This window comes from Sphingorhabdus buctiana, from assembly GCF_042680825.1.
In the GTDB taxonomy this organism is placed as follows: domain Bacteria; phylum Pseudomonadota; class Alphaproteobacteria; order Sphingomonadales; family Sphingomonadaceae; genus Sphingorhabdus_B; species Sphingorhabdus_B buctiana.
In genome coordinates this window covers 131,209-148,906 of record NZ_JBHUEL010000004.1, presented here as the reverse complement: position 1 = coordinate 148,906, position 17,698 = coordinate 131,209, and the positions used below count along the sequence as shown (strand labels likewise).

Here is a 17,698-nt window from a genome sequence, read left to right as displayed (position 1 = left end):
ATTGCTTGCGCGCGAAACCGGTCAGCAGTTGCTCGCCAATAGGCACTGGCGCGTGGAGATGGCACTCAAGCCACTGATGCGGAAACATTCGATACCCAATATCGAAATGCTCGCATCCATTCTTGACGGCGACGGCGAGCCCGGACTTTTGAAAGAATGCGTGGAATCCATGGTAAACAACGAAACATGCTTCTTTCGAGACCAGGCTAATTTTGCGCTTCTGACCGGGCCGGTCATGGATTCGCTGCGAGATGCACGAAGCAACAGCAAAAGGTTACGTATCTGGTCTGCCGCTTGCTCGACTGGGCAAGAGCCTTATTCGCTTGCGATGTCTTTCCTTGAAAATGCCGAGAAATGGCGTGGCTGGAACATCCAGATCTTGGCTTCCGACATCTCGACCATGGCACTGGGTAAGGCACGAAAGGGCCAATATTCCCAGTTTGAGATCCAACGCGGCTTGCCAGTAATGCTGATGCTCAAATATTTCGACCAAGTCGACGGCGATTGGCTGGCCAAACCAGAAGTTCGCAAAATGGTGACCTTCGCCCAGCATAACCAGCTCGATAGCGCCCGCCATCTTGGGCAGTTTGACATCATCCTCTGCCGGAACATGCTGATGTATCTGTGCGAAGGCAAAAGGCGAGAAGTGCTGGATAAGCTGACATCGGCATTGGCATCGGAAGGCGTTCTGATGCTCGGCGCGGCTGAAACGGTGATTGGGCAGACGGATAAGTTTTCTGCATCTAAGGAGTTCCGCTGCTTCTACATTCATTCCAAGAATGCGGGCTCTGTGCCTTTAGCGCATAAGAGGATTGCGGTGTAAGCGGCCCTTGCATCCGTTTGTGTGGCGCTTATGACGGGCATATGATCTGGTATCCGTCCCCGAATTTCGGTGAGCGCACTTTGCCCATCACCATGCTCGTCCTGCATTATACCGGAATGAAAAGCGGTCCGGAGGCAGTCGAATGGCTGGCCAATCCTGCATCCAAGGTCTCGGCGCATTATGTCGTCGAAGAAGATGGGCAGATTATCCATATGGTGCGTGAGGAACACCGCGCGCAGCATGCCGGAGTATCCTATTGGCGCGGCGTGACCGACTGCAACAGCGCAAGCATCGGCATCGAGATTGTCAATCCCGGGCACGAATGGGGCTATCGCCCATTTCCGGAAGAGCAAATGGCAGCACTGGTTCCCTTGGTAGCCGAAATTACCAGAACCTATGCAATTCCAGCGCGTAATGTAGTCGGGCACAGCGATGTCGCGCCCGCGCGCAAGGAAGATCCGGGTGAGCTTTTCGACTGGGAGAGGCTTGCAAAGGTTGGCCTCGCCATTCCCCGTCCGACGAAGAATTTGGTCGATCCCGGTTGGGGTGATGCGGCGTTTCTTTTGGCATTGGAACGCTATGGATATGGGATCGCTGACGGGCCCAAGGCTGTGGTTGCGTTCCAGCGTCGTTTCCGTCCCGAAAGGGTCGATGGCATCATTGATGGGCAATGCCGTGCAATATTGTGGAGCCTTCTATTGGAACATGAAGGCGGACCTGCTATCGGCTGACGCGCCAGAGGGCCGGGCGACCGTCGGCATTTCGCTTGCGAGGTGCGGGAGGAAAGTCCGGGCTCCAGCGAGGAACGGTGCCGGATAACATCCGGCTGGGGTAACCCAAGGGAAAGTGCCACAGAAAGCATACCGCCATGGCTTTGGCCGGGTAAGGGCGAAAGGGTGCGGCAAGAGCGCACCGCGCGGACGGCAACGTCAGCGGCATGGCAAACCCCACCGGGAGCAAAATCGAATAGGGGCGGCACATGGCATCCTCCTGCCAGTCGCCCGGGTTGGTTGCTTGACCCTGCACGCAAGTGTCGGGCTAGAGGAATGGTCGCCTATCCCCGTCAGGGGTGGACAGAACCCGGCTTACAGGCCCTCTGGCGCCTTTTTCCAGTACAGATAGATGCCGCCCAACAGGACGAGAATGATGGCTTCTACCACCATGGGCTCGATAACTTTTGGGCCGATCCCATCGATGGCGAGGCTGATGAAGCGGCCCAGCAGCGCCAGCGCTGGCAGCAACCAGGTCGCCAACAACCAGGTAGGGCTGCGTTTCCAAGCGGCTACCAATGCAAATATGCCGATTGCAAGGAACAAGCCCCCGATATCCGCTCTGATATTGGCGGCACCGATCGCGCCAATCGCCTTGATGCCACGCGCCGCTTCCAAAGACGCAACATCAAACCAGTGCTGGTTGAGCGCTGTTATCGAAAGCAAGCCGATTATGGCCACCAATAGGCGCGAAACCCCCATCATCGCTTAACCCTTCTTTTCATTTACTTATTGGCATATTTATGGTTTTCTCTGTGCAGAGGGTAACTTCTGCGGAGGGGAAAGCAAATGTCTTTAGTTGATCGAGCAAAGAACATCCTTCTCAATCCCAAGTCTGAATGGGATGTTATCGCTAAGGAGTCAGCCACCGTCGGCGGGCTTTTCACTGGATATGCTGTACCATTATCCGTGATGCCGGTTGTCGGTTCGGTAATTGCAATGGGGCTTTTGGGTATCGGTGCAGGATCACTGGCGCCCTTGGGTATCGCCTCTGTCGGCGTCGGAATTGCCGCAGGCATGGCAGCTGTCGGTATGGTCCTCGGGCTAGTTATGCTGTGGTTGATGAGCTTCATCGTCAACGCCGTCTCACCCAGTTTCAATGGCAAATCGGACATGGTGAGCGCGACCAAATTGATGGCCTATGCCTCGACGCCTTCATGGATAGGAGGGCTGATCGCGCCATTTCTTGGACCCGTCGGTGGGTTGGTATCGCTCGCTGCAATCGCCTATGTCGTCTACCTGATTTATACCGGAATTCGGCCAGTGATGGAGGTGCCCGCTGAAAAGGTCGCTGGCCTGACAGTCGTCATCATCCTGATCTACATCGTGCTTTCTATGATCCTGACGATGTTTATTGGCGCAATGTTGATTACCTCGCTGTTCGGCGGTGCCATGATGGCGGGCGCAACCAGCATCTGATTTTGCAGATTTCAACCTAGCATCCGGGCCATGCCATCGCTACAGCGGCGACATGGCCCGATCTTCTAGAAGCAATGACTGGGGATTCCCCCGTTGGCGTGGATATGGTTCCAAGCGCGAAACGCAGGCCGTCCGCCTGTGCGATCGGGTGGGGTGTGACCGGCAGGGCAATTGCCCTGCGCCCAAATCCCCCAATAGTCCGGAACGATGGATGTTCTGCGAGGAACATGCGGCCGAATATAATAAGGGGTGGGATTACTTTGCCGGCCTGACTGCCGAGGAAGCCGCGAAGCGCGAAGCCGACGAGAAGCGCGATTCGAGCGGTTACCGGGAATCGGCGCATTATGGCTGGGTCGGCCCCGGTGATGGCAGCCGCAGCCGCGATGAAATGCGCGCGCTCGAACTACTCGGCCTCGATCCTGACGCCGATTTTGATGAGGTCAAAAAGGCCTGGCGCAAAATTGCGAAGGAAACCCATCCGGATGTGCGGCCCAACGATGCCGACGCTGCAAAGGCATTTCAGGCAGGGCAGGCGGCATTCGATGTATTGCGAGCCGCAGAAGAACGTCGCGCCTGGAAAGGCTGACAGCGTTCAGGCGATGCGCGCAGCCGTTTCTCGGATCAGCGCAATCATGTTCGGAATGCCCTGCGTCCGGTTCGAACTGAGCTGGTTCTTGAGATCGAACGGCTCAAGCGCAGCTTCGATGTCGGCCGTGCCGATTTCCTCAGCCGACTTGCCTTCGACTGCTTTCAGGACCAGCGCGATGATGCCCTTGGTGATTGCGGCGTTGCTATCCGCAAGAAAGCTTAGCTGGCCGTTTTCATTTACCGGGTAAACCCAGACACTCGCCGAGCAACCGCGCACCAGCGTGGCATCGGTCTTCAAGGCATCGGGCATCGGGGGCAGCGCCTTGCCGAGATCGATCAGCAGGCGATAGCGATCATCGCCATCGAGAAATTCATATTCTTCGTAGATTTCGGCCAGCGCAGTCATGGTTGCTGCGCTTATGGCCTTGGCGTTCAGATATCAATGCCTGCGGCAATGGCTTCTAGCTTTTTGACGCGCTCCTTGAGGTCGGCGACTTCGATGCGCGAAACTGCGGACGGCGCTCCATCATGGTTGGGGCGGTGCTGGCTTTCCATTTCCATTCGCTTCAATTCGATCCAATCGCGCCATCCGCGCAGGCTGGCAGCAGCAATGATGCCAACGGTGGCCAACGCCAGGATGCTGATGGTCAGGTAGAAGCTGGGGTCCTGTGGCATGGTCCTTCCTTCCTTCGATGATTAGCGATCGCGCAAGGCTTCGATTTCACGGCTGACGTCCAGCGCGCTGCTGTTATCGGTTGCGATGCGCTCAAGCACCTTGATGCGTTCTTTGAGTTCGGTGATTTCGTTTTGCAGCGCCTGCGTATCTGCATTGCCGATCAGGCGTTGGGTCTTGTTGCCCAGCATGTCCTTATCTTCGACGATACCATATTTGCCTTGCTGCTTGCTTTGGATGATCTTGCCGATCGTGATGATGGCAATGATCGCAACCACCATCGTAAAAGGGTCTCCGATCATTTGATTACTTCCTTTTCATGCGATGGTTCCAAATTCAGAGGTGTCGTGCGCAAGGCTTCGATTTCCTTGGCCAGGCTATAGCCCTGGTCGGTAACGATGCGTTCAAGCACTGCCACGCGATCTTCCAGACGCCCCTTGTCAGCGGCATATTGGGCCGCTTTTTCGGCAATATTCTGTGCATCGAGCTCCATCTGGCGCTCTTTCATCTTGAGCCATGGCCGGAAAATGGCACCGGCAAAAATTGCCAGCAGGCCGCAACTGATTCCGAGTATCGGAATCAATGCGAATATGGTGTCTGGGCTCATTTTCCGGTCCTCAGTTCGTTGGGCCGCGCAGGGCTTCAATTTCGGAAGTCAGGCGATGGGTATCGTCAACGACGATCTTCTCGACACTGGCGAGACGATCCTTGATGGAACCCAACTCGGCGCGCAGTTGCGCATTTTCCTGGCTGAGAAGGCGGACGCGCTCGAGGGCTTCCTGGTCGTTTTTGGGGTAAACTTGCTGCCCCCAGGCGCCATCAAGCGGATAGCCATTTTTGATGCGCAGCCATGTGGTAATCACCCAGCCGGCAGTCCCGACCACAACAATCAAAGTGATTGGCAGAGACAGTCGCATGAGCGTTTCGCCAAGAGTTGGATCCATGATTTCCTCCACTAATCTTATCGGAGTTGTTCTATTTCTTCCGACAGTCTGTGCGACTTGTCGGTGACGATGCGTTCCAAAACTGCGACCCGTTCTTCCAGACGGCTGACTTTGCCCTGCAGGGCTTCATTTTCGTTGGTCAGCAATCCGATCTTGCGCTCTGCATCCGGCAGCTTCTGGTCTGTCTTGCCGCCCCACTCGTCTTCGAGTGGGTAGCCATGCCGAGCGCGTATCCAATTGTTCAAAATCCATCCGCCATAACAAATGGCGATGATTGCGATGACAAAGGTCGGTCCTCCCCAGTTCATCGTCGGTCTCCCTCTAATATCCTAATCAGCGCAGGCTTTCGATTTCGTCGGCCAGCTGCTTGTTGTTGCTGACGTAAAAGGTTTCCATGTCAGCAAGGCGACGGTCGATTTCGCGGAAGCGTGAACGGATGTCGCGGGTGGTACGGGCAGGGGACTGGCGTACACCCTGCCAGAATTTCTGCTCTTCCTTGTCTGCTGAATACAGGTGGATCGGCTTGTTATCGGCCATCCAGGCGGTGATCCAGTAGGCAATCAGTGTCCAGGGGAAGCCGCCCATCAGGGTCAGCATCACTGCGCCCAATCGAACCCATAGGACATTGACCCCTGTATAGTCCGCAATCCCTGCGCAGACGCCTTTCCATTTCCCGTTTTGCTTATCGAGATAGAATTTGGTGTGCATGCCGGACATCTCAGTTCTTCCTCTCTAGTCGGCGAATATTGTCGAGCTGGGCATATTCTTCGCTCTCATGGTCAAGGCGGCGAGGATGCCAGTCAGGATTGTCAGCAGCGACAAGGCGTTCCACCGTGTCGAGCCGTTCTTCAAGCCGGCGGGCCAGCTCGTGCATGTCTCCGAGCATGCGTTCGTCGTCGTTGGTCAGCGTCGCGGCAGTTTTCCACTTGGTGACATAGTGCATGATCAGCCAGGGAAGCCCGATGAAGAGCATTCCGACGACAAAAATTGGTACGAGGATATCTTCCATCTGGTCAGCCCTTCTTCATAGCTTTTTTCATGGCTTCGAGTTCGGCATCGACTTCGTCGATCGCATTGAGCGCGTCGATTTCTTCACCCAGTGTCTTGGGTCCGTCGGCGCCGATGGCGAGGGCATCTGCATAACCCTGCGCTTCATCGACCCGGCGTTCGAGATCGTCGAACCGGCTGAATGCATCGCGGACCTTGTCACCATTATACATGGTGCGCAGCTTGACTTGGTTTTCGGCGCTTTCGAGCCGTGTCATCAACGCGTTCTGGCGGGCGCGGGCGTCGATCAGCTTTTTCTGCAGCTTGTGAATGTCTGCCTCTGATGCCTTGAGGGCATCGTCAAGCACGGCGACTTCGGAACGAAGCTGGTCTGCCATGTCGACTGCTTTCTTGCGTTCGACCAACGCAGCCTTGGCCAGATCTTCACGATCCTTTGAAAGTGCGAGCTGGGCCTTGTCCGTCCAGTCGGCCTGGAGATGGTCAAGCTTCGCGATATGGCGCTGCAGCTCTTTCTTGTCGGCGATGGTGCGCGCGGCAGAGGCGCGAACCTCTACTAGTGTTTCTTCCATCTCCATGATGATCATGCGGATCAGCTTCGCCGGGTCTTCCGACCTGTCGAGCAGGTCGGTGACGTTGGCGGCGATGATATCGCGTGTCCTGGAAAAAATGCCCATTGGGTAACTCCGGAAATTGAAACGATCGATCGATTTATACTCTGCTCTAAAAGGGGGGACCGGGGCAAGCTCGGTTAGGGGAGCTGGGGGTGAGCTTTCGCGCCCCGGTCGACGGCGTGTGGGGTCAGGCAAGATAGGCACTAACGCCGACAGGCCGGTAGGACTGTTCTGCTGCATGGTGGCTGGCATCTTTCTGCTGAATGACAAAGGACGAAAGCCCGAATGCGATAAGAAGCAGCATCGAGATCGACGCGCCGACGATTGTTCCTGTCGGCTGCTGGGTTTCGGTCTGGTGTAGCTTTTGCATTTTCTTCCCTCTTGGTTTCGGCCTTTGTGTGGCTTGCCAAACATATAGCAGGAGGCGTGCCAATTTCAGGAAATGGCCGTTTTCTGCGGTTTTCGTCACGATATCGGCGAGATTATCGCTTTGAGCCTAGGTAAATGTTGCCAAATGATGGTGAAATATGCCAATAGTGCGGAATGGAACGAGGGGTTCAATTCATTGGGCAATCTTCAGCCTTCCTCGATGCTGTCGAGCGGGCGAGCCGAGCTGCGCAATTGAACCGCCCGGTATTGGTAATTGGTGAGCGAGGAACCGGCAAGGAACTGATCGCCGAACGCCTTCACCGACTCAGTTCACGGTGGGATGGCCCGCTGGTTACGATGAACTGCGCCGCTTTGCCTGAAACACTGATCGAGGCGGAGCTTTTCGGACATGAAGCGGGCGCCTTCACCGGCGCTACACGTGCGCGTGAAGGACGTTTTGAGGAAGCGCATGGTGGAACCCTGTTCCTCGACGAACTCGGCACATTGAGCATGGGCGCGCAAGAACGCCTGCTGCGCGCGGTCGAATATGGTGAAGTCACGCGCATCGGCTCTTCAAAACCCGTCCGGGTCGATGTGCGAATTGTCGGCGCGACCAATGAAAGCCTGCCAGACATGGTCGATCGCGGCAAATTCCGCGCCGACCTGCTTGATCGCCTGAGTTTCGAGGTGGTCACTCTGCCGCCGCTTCGCGTGCGCGAAGGCGATATTGAGGTGCTTTCCGAATATTTCGGCAGGCGCATGGCAACTGAACTGGGCTGGGATGGCTGGCCCGGATTTGGTCCTGTCGCGCGCCGTGCGATGGAAAATTACAGTTGGCCCGGCAATGTGCGCGAGTTGCGCAATGTCGTCGAGCGCGCAGTCTATCGCTGGAATGATCCCGGTCAGCCGGTCGATTATGTACAGTTTGACCCGTTCGAGAGCCCGTGGATTCCAAAGGCCATGCCGTTGTCGGCATCACGCGACGATGAAAGCGGCGGAGGCTTGGCCAATGGCCAAGCCAATGGTGACGGGGCCACACGCCATTCGACAGACTTCACCGCATTGAATGAAGCCGCGATCAAGGTGGGTGATTTCAGAGCGACGACTGAAGCCTTTGAAAAGGCGTTGCTTGAGCAGGCACTGGCGCAGAACCGGTATAACCAGCGCCAGACCGCAAAGGCGCTGAACCTGACCTACGACCAGTTACGCCATAGCCTCAAGAAGCATGATTTGCTGGGATAAGACCCTAATTTTTAGCGACTACCAACCGATAGCCCACGTCGAGTGCATCAATTTCCATGAGGTGGCCATAACGCCGTTCCCACGTGCCATTGGTCAGATCAGCCTCCAGCTGCTGTAATGCTACGTTCGCGCCGTCAATCTTCCAGAAAGACGACATGCCCTTGCGGATGACCGGATCAAGATATGCCTTTGGCCGCTGCCAATAGGCGTAAAGGAAACCATCGCTGCAGTCATGTGGCACCAGTACAGGCGTGATCGAGACCGGCCCCATCCAGCGCGAATAGTCTGCCATTTGCGGCATCTGTCCTTGGTCGAGTTCTACAAGCTGCGGAAGATAGTCTGTCAGCCAGCATCCGCGATACGAAGGATCGAACGTCAACAGCACGATGGGGCCACGCGTCACCCGCCGCATTTCGACCAGCCCTGCGGCCTTGTCAGGCCAATGGTGGATGGTCAGGACTGCCATTGAAGCGTCGAAGTGCTTGTCAGGATATGGTAATTTGTCCGCAGTGCCTTGAATGGCGGGCGCTGCCCCCGGCTCGCGTTGAGCAATCATTTCGGCAGATGGTTCGACAGCAACAACCTCGCGATCTTGCGGCTCATAACTACCTGTACCGGCGCCGACATTCAGCACGGACCGGAAGTCCCCCAACGCGGCATGTATGTACGCCCCAATCCGCGGATCAGGGCGTCGCAAGTTAGCGTAATCAATGCCTATCTGGTCATAGTCGGCATTGCTCTCCATTCGGTCAATCAAACCCCACAAATGTAGCCGCTTCGGCGACCGATTTGCGCGGAGGTACGACCGAATTGGACGGGAAATCCATATCGGGCCATCCCAACGCGATGCTCTTCATGATGACTTGGTCGTCGGCAATGCCGGCATGTTCGCGGACAACCGGGGATTGCATGATGCCCTGGCTGTTTATCACGGTCCCAAGCCCGCGCGACCAAGCGGCGTTGACCAAGGCTGTCGCGACTGCACCGCAATCGAATGGGGTATCGTCGCTGCCATCCAATACCTTGTCATAGGTGATGATGACGCAAACAGGGGCATCGAACTGGCGGAATCCGCGCAATACCCAATCCTGCCGCTTTTCGGCATCATCGCGTGCAATGCCCATCGCGCCGAACAGTTGTTTGGCGACCTCAACCTGGCGCTCGCGATGCTTGCCTTCGAAAGCCGAGCCGGTGCGGAATTCGCGCGATTGCGGAACCCCGGCAAGCATGCGTTCGGTATTCCCGCGGCGAATACGATCTAGCGGCTCCCCCGTGATGACATAGAAATTCCATGGCTGGGTATTCATCGAGGAAGGCGCGCGCATCGCGAGCGTCAGGATCTCTTCGATCAACTCCCTCGGAACCGGATCGGGTTTATAACCGCGTATGCTCCGACGGCCGAAAATTACTTCATCATAATTCACAACATCTCTCCCCGTTAAAAAAGGCGGCTCTGAGGCCGCCTTTTTCTCTATTCTGTCTTTGCGTTTAGCCGCCGTTGAAAGCAATCATTGCATAAAGCATCGGCAGCGACAGCAGCGTATTCGTGCGCGAGAAAATCATGGCGCGGGTGGCTGCTGCGGCCTTGGTCGCGTCATCGGCCTCAACCATGCCGAGTGCCTTTTGCTGTGCCGGCCAGATCACGAACCAGACGTTGAAAGCCATGATGAGGGCGAGCCACATTCCAATGCCGATAAGACGGAAGTTCTCGTTTAGCGTAAGCGCGTCTACCAGATAGCCCGCGCGCAATGCGATGATCAGGCCGAAAAGAACCGTCAGCGCAGCACCCCAACGGAAGAAGAACAGTGCGGCAGGCGCAATATGCTTTGACACGCCGGGCTTCAGCTCCGCCGGAACCTTGGGCATGGTCGGGATCTGCACGAAGTTGAAGTAATAGAGCAGGCCGATCCAGAGGATGCCAAAGAAAGTGTGCAGCCAGCGGATGGTCTGTTGTTCCAGATCGCCATTGGCCGGAACCATGAAGATCAACGCAAGAGCGGCAACAAAGCCTACCCCAAGCACCGCGTGCAAGTTACCGAAAAACTTAGCCATAATTCTTCCCCTTTTGGCTTGGTTAACCCGAATGGCGAAAGCCTAGCCAAGCATTGCCTGTGTTACAAGGGGAAGGGTGGGATTGTTTGCTACGGGATTATCCCTGCGGCGGAGTGGCCGGTTCGTCGCCGAGTTTCAAACCATGTTTCAGTAGCATGGGAATGTTCGCCATTGCGAACAGGAATGTGACGATTGTGACGCCCCATACTTTGAGCGTGAGCCAAAGATCGAAGCTCAGAAATGCGCGCATTGCTTCATTGGCCAGTGCCAGGGCCGCGAAAAACAGGCCCCAATTCAGTGAGAGCTTGAGCCAGCCCACTTGGTCGAGGCCGTCATAGGCTGCCTCAAGCACATATTTGAGCAGTGCCTTGCCGCGCATCCATCCGCCGATCAGCAGCAGTCCAAAAAAGGCGTAAATCAGCGTCGGTTTGATCTGGATGAAGCGTTCGTCATGGAACCACAAAGTCAATCCGCCGAAAAACACGCCGAGCGCGGCAGTGAGTTTCAGCATCGGGGAAATCTTGCCGAGCTTCCATTTGGAAACGATGACCGCGATCGTGATTGCGACCATGAACACGCCAGTGCCAATGATAGCGCCCTGTTTCGGGTCCGCATCGGAGTGGCCCAGTTTTGATGCGACGAAAAAGAGGAGCAACGGCCCGAAATCGAGCAGGAAGTTCAGCAGGCCATGTTTCGGCTTTTCAGACGCGGTGCTGGTCGGATTTTCGCTCATGCTGTTCCTGCTATCGCTTTTGCAAGGTCGCGCGCGTCGAACGGGCGCAGGTCCTCGATCGTTTCACCCACGCCTATCGCATGGATGGGAAGGCCGAACTGTTTCGCGGCGGCCACCAAAATGCCCCCACGCGCGCTGCCATCCAATTTGGTCATCACCAGCCCGTTCACTCCGGCAACTTCCTTGAATATCTCGATCTGGCTCAGCGCATTCTGGCCGGTGGTTGCATCGAGCACCAGCACCACATTGTGCGGTGCCGCCGGATTGAGACGCCCCAGCACTCGGCGGATTTTGGCGAGTTCATCCATCAGCTCGCGCTTATTCTGCAGGCGGCCCGCGGTGTCGACGATCAACACGTCGATGCCTTCGGCGGTTGCCTTTTTGACCGCATCGAATACCACACCAGCCGCATCACCGCCCTCTGGCCCACTGACGATGGGTACGCCGATGCGATCGGCCCAGATTTTCAATTGCCCGATGGCTGCCGCGCGGAAGGTGTCGCCAGCAGCAAGCATGACACCATAATCCTGTTCGAGGAACAGATGCGCCAGCTTCGCGATGGTCGTGGTTTTACCGGAGCCATTGACCCCGATAACAAGGATAACCTGCGGGCGCGGAAAGGCATCGATTTCGAGCGGTTGCGCAACGGGGGCCAATATTTCGGCCAGTTCGTCCTCAACGATCTGGCGGATGCCCGCTTCATCGATGCCCTTTTCAAATCGCTCGCTGGCCAGTTTTCCGCGAATTTGCGCGGCTGTTGCCGGCCCAAGATCCGATACGATCAACGCCTCTTCGATGTCGTCGAGGGTTTCGGCGTCGAGCTTGCCTTTGGTTATCAGGCCTGTCAGGTTTTCGGTGAGTTTGCTTGACGTTTTCTTGAAACCGCCAAACAGCTTTTCGCGCCAGCCGGGTTTCTCACTCATGCAGTGACTTTCCCTTGCAGCCGTCCATTTTCAAGTCCTTCGATAACAGCCGAAACGATGGCACCTTCGGGCACCTTGCAGTCGAGTTCGACATAGGCGAAATTTTCCGAATGGCCAGATGCACCGCCAGCCTCGACAACAATTTTTTGTGTCGATCCGATCAGCGATGCCAACCAGCCCGCCCGCCTCACGGCAACAGCCTCGCGCAATCGCTTTGCCCGGTCCTTGATTTCGCGCGCAGGCACTTGCGGCATTTTGGCGGCGGGCGTCCCCACTTTTGGCGAATAAGGGAAGATATGTCCGTGCACTATGTCGCACTCGTTGACCAATGCCAGGCTATTGGCGAACATCGCCTCGTCTTCGGTTGGAAAGCCGGCGATGATATCGGCTCCAATGGCAATATCAGGGCGTGCGGCCTTCATGCGAGCAACGATTTCGATCGCCTGCTCTCGACTATGGCGGCGCTTCATTCGTTTGAGAATCAGGTTGTCACCTGCCTGCAGGCTGAGATGGATGTGCGGCATCAACCGCGCCTCGCCAGTGATCAGGTCGAACAGGCGTTCATCGATTTCGACGCCATCGATCGATGACAGCCGCAAGCGGGGAAGGGTAGGCACATGCCGCAAAATCCGCTCGACCAGCAGGCCAAGATTGGGTTGGCCGGGCAGGTCATGGCCATAGCTGGTAACGTCCACTCCAGTCAGCACGATTTCCGAAATTCCGCGATCGACCAGCTTCTGGACATGCTCGATAATCTGCCCTGCGGGCACCGAACGGCTGTTTCCTCGGCCATAGGGGATTATGCAAAAGGTACAGCGATGGTCGCACCCTGTCTGGACTTCGACAAAGGCGCGGGTGTTACCTGAAAATGCGGTGGCCAGATGCGGCGCAGTTTGCCGCACCGCCATGATGTCGCTCACCTGTACTTTGGGACCATCCAGCGCGAACAGAGCGGGCGATTGCTTTTCCATATTTCCGATAACGGCATTTGCCTCTGCCATCGCTTCGAATGTTTGCGGCTCGACCTGCGCCGCGCAACCGGTCACGATGATGCGGGCATCCGGGCGCCTTTTCCGCGCCTGCCGGATCGCCTGACGGGTCTGGCGCACGGCTTCGTTGGTTACGGCGCAGCTATTGACGATGACCAGGTTGGATACATCGCCCAATTGCTCTGCAAGCGCATGGCTTTCTGCCAGGTTGAGCCTGCACCCCATGGTAATGATTTCTGGACTGCTCAACCGAACTGGCTCCAGTCGGCGGTGCCTGTGAAGACGTGGGTAGCGGGGCCTTCCATTTCGATCGGCCCACCTTCTTTCCAATCGATGCGGAGTTCGCCTCCAGGCAAGCTAACGCTGACTGGCGACTGCACCCTGCCGCTGCGGATCGCGGCGACAGCGGTTGCACAAGCACCTGTGCCACAGGCTAGCGTCAGCCCGACGCCGCGCTCCCAAACGCGCAGCTTTATCGTCTGTTGATCTACAATAGTGGCAACATTGACGTTGATCTTTTCAGGGAACAGCGGATCGGTTTCGATGATCGGGCCTAGCCGTTCGAGGTCGACTTTGTCGCAGTCATCAACGAAGAAAATGGCGTGCGGGTTGCCAACATTGACTGCCATTGGGCGTTCCAGTGTTTCCCATCCTACAGGCATATCACGCGTGTCCATCGGCATCGCCAATGGAATCAGCTCCCATTCGAACGCGGGCGGGTTCAGCAATACCGAAGCACTGCTATCCTGCGGGCGCGTCTTCAAAATGCCGGCCACTGTCTCGATATCTGCCGGTTTGGCCAGCAAGGTTGCGACACAGCGCGTTGCATTTCCACAAGCTTCGACCTCACCACCATCGGCGTTGAAGATGCGCATTTTTACGTCCGCGGTGCTCGAAGGCTCCAACAGGATCAGTTGGTCACATCCGATGCCGGTCCTGCGGTCGGCAATGGCATGCGCGCGCGGCCCAGTCATCTCGACGGGATCGTTGCGGGCATCGATGACAACGAAATCATTGCCCAGCCCGTGCATCTTGTGAAAAGGCGCTGCCATAGCGGCTGCGCATTAGGCGATTGGGCGCCCCTAAGTCCAGCAAAAGCCGGGCAGGGGAATTGAAAGTTACCTAGCCCGCTGCCTGTTTCCTGTTGTCGATCACAAATGCGGGTTGGTCCGTTTCCGGTCGTTCTGCCAGATTGGACGACTTGCGATTTACCAGTAGGTTTTTCTTGGCAAGCAGCTTGCGAACATTTTCGATCGACATGGGCTGGCCAAAATACCAGCCTTGCCCCTTTGTGCAGCCGAGTTCGCGCAGCTTTTCGACCAAGGTCTGTTCTTCGATACCTTCTGCGGTGATCGGAACGCAAAGGCTGGAGCCCAAGCCAGTTATGGCTTTTACAATGGCTGCGCTCTCTGGATTTTCATGCATTGTCGAGACAAAGCTGCGATCGATTTTAATGCGATCGAACGGCAAAGCGCGAAGATGCGCAAGCGAGCTGTAGCCGGTTCCGAAATCATCCAGGGCAATCTGGATGCCTTGGTTTTTCAGGCTCCCTACGATGGACTGGGCAAGGCTGAGATTCTTGAACAACGAACTTTCGGTGATTTCGACTTCAAGCCGATGCGCAGGAAATCCGGTCTCGACAAGGAGTTTCACGATTTTCTGGGCAAGCCAGGGGTCCTTGAGCTGCACTGGTGAAATGTTCACTGCGATGGTGAGTTTGGGATCCCAGTTCTTCGCTTCCAGCATCGCTTTGCGAATGATGCTGAGTGAGAGGTCGGCGATCATGCCCGTCTCTTCGGCGACGGGGATAAATTCATCGGGCGGAATGAGCCCGCGCATCGGCGACACCCAGCGGGCGAGCATCTCAAAGCCCGCAAGTTCGCCCGTTTCCAAATCGATCTGCTGTTCGAAATAGGGTACGAATTCCTCGTTGGGTATGGCTGACCTAATATCTGCCTCGAGCGAGTTGCGGGTGCGGAGTTCGACTTCCATGCCGTTGTCGAACCAGCAAAATCCGTTGCGGCCATTTTTCTTGGCTGCATAAAGCGCAATATCTGCGCGGCGAATAAGCATGTCGATGCCATCGCAATCCAGCTCTGGCCGGCTTATCCCGATCGAAGCGGTTATGTTGTGATCGGTGTCGCCGATGGTAATCGGGCGAGACAATATTTCGATCAGATCCTCAGCGACGCGATCGACAGTTTCGGGGAATTCGGGTTCGAAAACCATGCATATTCCGAACTCGTCCCCACCCAGGCGGGCGAGAACACTGGAGGGAGACACAGTATCGCGCATGCGATCGGCTACTTCCCGCAGTAATTGGTCGCCGCTGTCATGGCCGTAAATGTCGTTGACCTTTTTGAAGCCATCAAGGTCGACCATCATGAATGCGACCGATTTACCCCGCCGTGATGCACGGTTGGTGAGTTCACCGGTCTTTTCCTTGATTGCGCGGCGATTGAACAAATTGGTCAGGGGATCGGTAATGGCGAGGTGCTGTGCGCGGACCTCTGCCTGACGGTAAACATCGACTTCTTCGCTAAGTGCGCTGGTACGGCGCCAGATCAGAAGGATGAGTGCGATATTGAGCAAAAGCGCAGAAACCATCGCTTGATCGGTGGTGGTGCCTTTGCCGAAATATTGTGCCACGAGCTGTGTGCCGACCGAACCGCCGATGTAAACAAACATCAGCAAAGCGCCAAAAATGGCAATCGTGCTCGCTCGAGAATTGGCTTGAGCCCTTATGACCTGCCCATCTTCACCAATTTCCGGCCGTTTTTTTCGCGTCGCCCGCATGTTCATTCATTCCCTGAAGCGTTGTTCTTATTGGGATTGAAAGGTCAAAATAAGGTTAATCCGATTAGAATCATTGTCCAAACTAGCCTGCGGTGCGCCCGACAGTCTTTGTGCGCTTGCATTTTTTTGTGAACGCGATTAACGGACTGCCCAGCAGGAGCCATGGCTCCCCCCATTTGATGTGCTGGAACATCATACGCCGGTCAGCGAGGTTTCGCCCACCGGCGTTTTGTGTGTTCCCGGCAGGTTTGACTAAGGAAGTTTGATGTTCGACAAGCTGAGCGACCGGTTGGGAGGCGTATTTGATCGCCTGCGCGGTCGTGGTGCGCTGAACGAAACCGACGTTCGAGAGGCGATGCGCGAAGTTCGCGTTGCCTTGCTCGAAGCCGACGTCGCACTTCCCGTCGCACGTGAATTTGTCGACAAGGTAACCGAACAGGCCGTCGGACAGTCGGTCTTGAAGTCGGTTACTCCCGGACAGCAGGTCGTCAAGATCGTCAACGACGCGCTTGTCGAAATGCTGGGTTCGGATGCCAGCGAACTGAACCTTGCTGTTGCTCCGCCTGCCATTATCATGATGGTTGGCCTCCAAGGCTCGGGTAAAACGACAACAACTGCGAAAATTGCAAAGCTTCTCAAAGAGAAGGAGCGCAAGAAAGTCCTGATGGCATCGCTGGACGTCAACCGTCCGGCAGCGCAGGAGCAGTTGGCGACGCTCGGTACGCAAGTCGATATCGCAACCTTGCCGATTGTTGCTGGCCAGCAGCCGGTGGACATCGCGAAGCGTGCGATGCAGGCGGCGAAGCTACAGGGTTTTGATGTCCTGATGCTCGACACTGCCGGTCGCTTGCATGTAGACCAGCAGTTGATGGACGAGATGAAGGCTGTAGCCAACGTCTCGACGCCTCAGGAAATCCTGTTGGTAGTAGATTCGCTGACCGGTCAGGACGCGGTGAACGTTGCGCAGAATTTCAGCGAGCAGGTCGACCTGACAGGTGTCGTGCTCACGCGCATGGACGGCGATGCCCGTGGTGGTGCTGCGCTCTCGATGCGGGCCGTTACCGGAAAGCCGATCAAATTTGCCGGCGTTGGCGAGAAAATGGATGCCATCGAGGCGTTCCACCCGGAGCGTGTTGCCGGCCGCATCCTTGGCATGGGCGACGTGGTCGGCCTTGTTGAACGTGCCGCGCAGGTTGTCGATCAGGAAGAGTCCGAAAAGCTCGCCGCCAAAATGGCGAAGGGCCAATTCGACCTCAACGATCTGCGCGCGCAATTGCGTCAGATGACCAAAATGGGTGGCCTGGGCGCGCTGGCGGGCATGATGCCGGGCATGAAAAAGGCCAAGGCAGCGATGCAGGCTGGTGGCATGGATGACAAAATCCTTGTCCGCATGGATGCGATCATTGGTTCGATGACACCGAAAGAACGCGAAAAACCGGCTTTGTTGAATGCGAAGCGCAAGATCCGCGTAGCAAATGGTTCGGGCACCACGGTGCAAGACGTCAACCGCCTCCTGAAAATGCACCAGGAGATGGAGAGCGCAATGAAGCGCATCAAGAAAATGGGCGGGCTCAAGGGCCTCGCTGCGCTGTTCGGCAAGTCCGGAGGCGATCTTGGTGCGACGATGGAGGGAATGCACGGGCTACCACCCGGATCGCTGCCCAAGGGAATGGGCGGAATGCCCGGATTGCCTGGAAGTGGCGCGGGCGGATTGCCGCCTGACATCGCACGGTTGTTGAACAAGAAAAAGTAATATTT

At 56.4% G+C, this 17,698-nt stretch carries 25 protein-coding genes and 1 other RNA gene; 8 read left to right on the top strand and 18 right to left on the bottom strand.

Going from position 1 to position 17,698, the window contains the following annotated elements:
* Position 1 precedes the first annotated feature (1 nt).
* The 6 genes from ACFSAG_RS05845 to ACFSAG_RS05820 all read left to right on the top strand — a co-directional run bounded on the left by ACFSAG_RS05845 (position 2) and on the right by ACFSAG_RS05820 (position 3,598).
* The gene (locus ACFSAG_RS05845) at positions 2 to 823 is read left to right on the top strand and encodes a CheR family methyltransferase (RefSeq protein ID WP_381512362.1); all 822 of its coding nucleotides are present in this window, start codon (positions 2 to 4) and stop codon (positions 821 to 823) included.
* A gap of 41 nt (positions 824 to 864) precedes the next feature.
* Positions 865 to 1,554 (top strand): N-acetylmuramoyl-L-alanine amidase, encoded by a 690-nt coding sequence (locus ACFSAG_RS05840; RefSeq protein ID WP_381512359.1) that lies wholly within the window; start codon positions 865 to 867, stop codon positions 1,552 to 1,554.
* 4 nt (positions 1,555 to 1,558) lie between these two features.
* Positions 1,559 to 1,927, top strand: an RNA gene (gene rnpB, locus ACFSAG_RS05835) — RNase P RNA component class A.
* A gap of 102 nt (positions 1,928 to 2,029) precedes the next feature.
* Positions 2,030 to 2,305, top strand: a complete 276-nt coding sequence (locus ACFSAG_RS05830; RefSeq protein ID WP_381512357.1) for a hypothetical protein — start codon at positions 2,030 to 2,032, stop codon at positions 2,303 to 2,305.
* 77 nt (positions 2,306 to 2,382) lie between these two features.
* On the top strand, positions 2,383 to 3,012 hold the full coding sequence (locus tag ACFSAG_RS05825) for a Yip1 family protein (protein ID WP_381512355.1): 630 nt from the start codon (positions 2,383 to 2,385) through the stop codon (positions 3,010 to 3,012).
* Positions 3,013 to 3,064: 52 nt separating this feature from the next.
* Positions 3,065 to 3,598, top strand: a complete 534-nt coding sequence (locus ACFSAG_RS05820; RefSeq protein ID WP_381512353.1) for a J domain-containing protein — start codon at positions 3,065 to 3,067, stop codon at positions 3,596 to 3,598.
* Between the two features lie 6 nt (positions 3,599 to 3,604).
* Here ACFSAG_RS05820 and ACFSAG_RS05815 read toward each other — a convergent pair whose 3' ends face one another.
* The 10 genes from ACFSAG_RS05815 to ACFSAG_RS05770 form a co-directional block, all read right to left on the bottom strand.
* Complete coding sequence (locus ACFSAG_RS05815) at positions 3,605 to 4,006, bottom strand: SufE family protein (protein ID WP_381512350.1); 402 nt, start codon at positions 4,004 to 4,006, stop codon at positions 3,605 to 3,607.
* A gap of 26 nt (positions 4,007 to 4,032) precedes the next feature.
* On the bottom strand, positions 4,033 to 4,275 hold the full coding sequence (locus ACFSAG_RS05810) for a hypothetical protein (RefSeq protein ID WP_374611316.1): 243 nt from the start codon (positions 4,273 to 4,275) through the stop codon (positions 4,033 to 4,035).
* A gap of 21 nt (positions 4,276 to 4,296) precedes the next feature.
* The gene (locus tag ACFSAG_RS05805) at positions 4,297 to 4,575 is read right to left on the bottom strand and encodes a hypothetical protein (protein ID WP_381512347.1); all 279 of its coding nucleotides are present in this window, start codon (positions 4,573 to 4,575) and stop codon (positions 4,297 to 4,299) included.
* A complete protein-coding gene (locus ACFSAG_RS05800) occupies positions 4,572 to 4,880 on the bottom strand; it encodes a hypothetical protein (protein ID WP_374611311.1) in 309 nt (102 codons plus the stop codon). Before ACFSAG_RS05800 ends, ACFSAG_RS05805 begins: the two co-directional genes overlap by 4 nt.
* A gap of 10 nt (positions 4,881 to 4,890) precedes the next feature.
* The gene (locus tag ACFSAG_RS05795) at positions 4,891 to 5,190 is read right to left on the bottom strand and encodes a hypothetical protein (RefSeq protein ID WP_374611734.1); all 300 of its coding nucleotides are present in this window, start codon (positions 5,188 to 5,190) and stop codon (positions 4,891 to 4,893) included.
* A 44-nt stretch (positions 5,191 to 5,234) separates the two neighbouring features.
* Positions 5,235 to 5,525 (bottom strand): hypothetical protein, encoded by a 291-nt coding sequence (locus ACFSAG_RS05790; RefSeq protein WP_374611309.1) that lies wholly within the window; start codon positions 5,523 to 5,525, stop codon positions 5,235 to 5,237.
* A gap of 25 nt (positions 5,526 to 5,550) precedes the next feature.
* Complete coding sequence (gene pspC / locus ACFSAG_RS05785; RefSeq protein WP_374611307.1) at positions 5,551 to 5,934, bottom strand: envelope stress response membrane protein PspC; 384 nt, start codon at positions 5,932 to 5,934, stop codon at positions 5,551 to 5,553.
* 1 nt (position 5,935) lies between these two features.
* The gene (pspB, locus tag ACFSAG_RS05780; RefSeq protein ID WP_374611305.1) at positions 5,936 to 6,226 is read right to left on the bottom strand and encodes an envelope stress response membrane protein PspB; all 291 of its coding nucleotides are present in this window, start codon (positions 6,224 to 6,226) and stop codon (positions 5,936 to 5,938) included.
* Between the two features lie 4 nt (positions 6,227 to 6,230).
* A complete protein-coding gene (pspA, locus tag ACFSAG_RS05775; RefSeq protein WP_374611303.1) occupies positions 6,231 to 6,899 on the bottom strand; it encodes a phage shock protein PspA in 669 nt (222 codons plus the stop codon).
* Positions 6,900 to 7,023: 124 nt separating this feature from the next.
* Positions 7,024 to 7,206, bottom strand: a complete 183-nt coding sequence (locus ACFSAG_RS05770; RefSeq protein WP_374611301.1) for a hypothetical protein — start codon at positions 7,204 to 7,206, stop codon at positions 7,024 to 7,026.
* A gap of 173 nt (positions 7,207 to 7,379) precedes the next feature.
* Between ACFSAG_RS05770 and pspF the strand changes: the two genes are divergently transcribed.
* Entirely contained in the window at positions 7,380 to 8,447 is a 1,068-nt protein-coding gene (gene pspF / locus ACFSAG_RS05765) for a phage shock protein operon transcriptional activator (protein ID WP_381512341.1), read from the top strand.
* Between the two features lie 4 nt (positions 8,448 to 8,451).
* Here the strand turns inward: pspF and ACFSAG_RS05760 are convergent, their stop codons facing one another.
* The 8 genes from ACFSAG_RS05760 to ACFSAG_RS05725 form a co-directional block, all read right to left on the bottom strand.
* Positions 8,452 to 9,081, bottom strand: a complete 630-nt coding sequence (locus ACFSAG_RS05760; RefSeq protein ID WP_381512338.1) for a class I SAM-dependent methyltransferase — start codon at positions 9,079 to 9,081, stop codon at positions 8,452 to 8,454.
* Between the two features lie 115 nt (positions 9,082 to 9,196).
* Positions 9,197 to 9,871, bottom strand: a complete 675-nt coding sequence (locus ACFSAG_RS05755; protein ID WP_381512336.1) for a nitroreductase — start codon at positions 9,869 to 9,871, stop codon at positions 9,197 to 9,199.
* A 64-nt stretch (positions 9,872 to 9,935) separates the two neighbouring features.
* Entirely contained in the window at positions 9,936 to 10,499 is a 564-nt protein-coding gene (locus tag ACFSAG_RS05750) for a urate hydroxylase PuuD (RefSeq protein WP_374611293.1), read from the bottom strand.
* 97 nt (positions 10,500 to 10,596) lie between these two features.
* Positions 10,597 to 11,232: an inner membrane-spanning protein YciB gene (locus tag ACFSAG_RS05745; RefSeq protein ID WP_374611292.1), complete on the bottom strand. Its 636-nt coding sequence runs from the start codon at positions 11,230 to 11,232 to the stop codon at positions 10,597 to 10,599.
* Positions 11,229 to 12,155: a signal recognition particle-docking protein FtsY gene (gene ftsY / locus ACFSAG_RS05740; protein WP_374611290.1), complete on the bottom strand. Its 927-nt coding sequence runs from the start codon at positions 12,153 to 12,155 to the stop codon at positions 11,229 to 11,231. Before ftsY ends, ACFSAG_RS05745 begins: the two co-directional genes overlap by 4 nt.
* Positions 12,152 to 13,393, bottom strand: a complete 1,242-nt coding sequence (gene mtaB, locus ACFSAG_RS05735) for a tRNA (N(6)-L-threonylcarbamoyladenosine(37)-C(2))-methylthiotransferase MtaB (RefSeq protein WP_381512334.1) — start codon at positions 13,391 to 13,393, stop codon at positions 12,152 to 12,154. The genes ftsY and mtaB overlap by 4 nt, the downstream gene beginning before the upstream one ends.
* Complete coding sequence (gene dapF / locus ACFSAG_RS05730; protein ID WP_381512331.1) at positions 13,390 to 14,196, bottom strand: diaminopimelate epimerase; 807 nt, start codon at positions 14,194 to 14,196, stop codon at positions 13,390 to 13,392. Before dapF ends, mtaB begins: the two co-directional genes overlap by 4 nt.
* Before the next feature lie 70 nt (positions 14,197 to 14,266).
* Positions 14,267 to 15,832 (bottom strand): putative bifunctional diguanylate cyclase/phosphodiesterase, encoded by a 1,566-nt coding sequence (locus ACFSAG_RS05725; protein ID WP_381512328.1) that lies wholly within the window; start codon positions 15,830 to 15,832, stop codon positions 14,267 to 14,269.
* Positions 15,833 to 16,205: 373 nt separating this feature from the next.
* Between ACFSAG_RS05725 and ffh the strand changes: the two genes are divergently transcribed.
* Positions 16,206 to 17,693 carry a signal recognition particle protein gene (gene ffh, locus ACFSAG_RS05720; RefSeq protein WP_381512325.1) on the top strand — a complete coding sequence of 496 codons (1,488 nt, stop codon included), beginning with the start codon at positions 16,206 to 16,208 and terminating at the stop codon, positions 17,691 to 17,693.
* Positions 17,694 to 17,698 lie beyond the last annotated feature (5 nt).

Excerpts from the sequence above, each read along its gene's own strand:
- ACFSAG_RS05840 (WP_381512359.1), top strand. The coding sequence starts at position 865 with ATGATCTGGTATCCGTCCCCGAATTTCGGTGAGCGCACTTTGCCCATC.
- ACFSAG_RS05830 (WP_381512357.1), top strand. The coding sequence starts at position 2,030 with ATGAAGCGGCCCAGCAGCGCCAGCGCTGGCAGCAACCAGGTCGCCAAC.
- ACFSAG_RS05825 (WP_381512355.1), top strand. The coding sequence starts at position 2,383 with ATGTCTTTAGTTGATCGAGCAAAGAACATCCTTCTCAATCCCAAGTCT.
- ACFSAG_RS05820 (WP_381512353.1), top strand. The coding sequence starts at position 3,065 with ATGGCCCGATCTTCTAGAAGCAATGACTGGGGATTCCCCCGTTGGCGT.
- ACFSAG_RS05815 (WP_381512350.1), bottom strand. The coding sequence starts at position 4,006 with ATGACTGCGCTGGCCGAAATCTACGAAGAATATGAATTTCTCGATGGC.
- ACFSAG_RS05810 (WP_374611316.1), bottom strand. The coding sequence starts at position 4,275 with ATGCCACAGGACCCCAGCTTCTACCTGACCATCAGCATCCTGGCGTTG.
- ACFSAG_RS05805 (WP_381512347.1), bottom strand. The coding sequence starts at position 4,575 with ATGATCGGAGACCCTTTTACGATGGTGGTTGCGATCATTGCCATCATC.
- ACFSAG_RS05800 (WP_374611311.1), bottom strand. The coding sequence starts at position 4,880 with ATGAGCCCAGACACCATATTCGCATTGATTCCGATACTCGGAATCAGT.
- ACFSAG_RS05795 (WP_374611734.1), bottom strand. The coding sequence starts at position 5,190 with ATGCGACTGTCTCTGCCAATCACTTTGATTGTTGTGGTCGGGACTGCC.
- ACFSAG_RS05790 (WP_374611309.1), bottom strand. The coding sequence starts at position 5,525 with ATGAACTGGGGAGGACCGACCTTTGTCATCGCAATCATCGCCATTTGT.
- pspC (WP_374611307.1), bottom strand. The coding sequence starts at position 5,934 with ATGTCCGGCATGCACACCAAATTCTATCTCGATAAGCAAAACGGGAAA.
- pspB (WP_374611305.1), bottom strand. The coding sequence starts at position 6,226 with ATGGAAGATATCCTCGTACCAATTTTTGTCGTCGGAATGCTCTTCATC.
- pspA (WP_374611303.1), bottom strand. The coding sequence starts at position 6,899 with ATGGGCATTTTTTCCAGGACACGCGATATCATCGCCGCCAACGTCACC.
- ACFSAG_RS05770 (WP_374611301.1), bottom strand. The coding sequence starts at position 7,206 with ATGCAAAAGCTACACCAGACCGAAACCCAGCAGCCGACAGGAACAATC.
- pspF (WP_381512341.1), top strand. The coding sequence starts at position 7,380 with ATGGAACGAGGGGTTCAATTCATTGGGCAATCTTCAGCCTTCCTCGAT.
- ACFSAG_RS05750 (WP_374611293.1), bottom strand. The coding sequence starts at position 10,499 with ATGGCTAAGTTTTTCGGTAACTTGCACGCGGTGCTTGGGGTAGGCTTT.
- ACFSAG_RS05745 (WP_374611292.1), bottom strand. The coding sequence starts at position 11,232 with ATGAGCGAAAATCCGACCAGCACCGCGTCTGAAAAGCCGAAACATGGC.
- ftsY (WP_374611290.1), bottom strand. The coding sequence starts at position 12,155 with ATGAGTGAGAAACCCGGCTGGCGCGAAAAGCTGTTTGGCGGTTTCAAG.
- dapF (WP_381512331.1), bottom strand. The coding sequence starts at position 14,196 with ATGGCAGCGCCTTTTCACAAGATGCACGGGCTGGGCAATGATTTCGTT.
- ACFSAG_RS05725 (WP_381512328.1), bottom strand. The coding sequence starts at position 15,832 with ATGTTTGTTTACATCGGCGGTTCGGTCGGCACACAGCTCGTGGCACAA.
- ffh (WP_381512325.1), top strand. The coding sequence starts at position 16,206 with ATGTTCGACAAGCTGAGCGACCGGTTGGGAGGCGTATTTGATCGCCTG.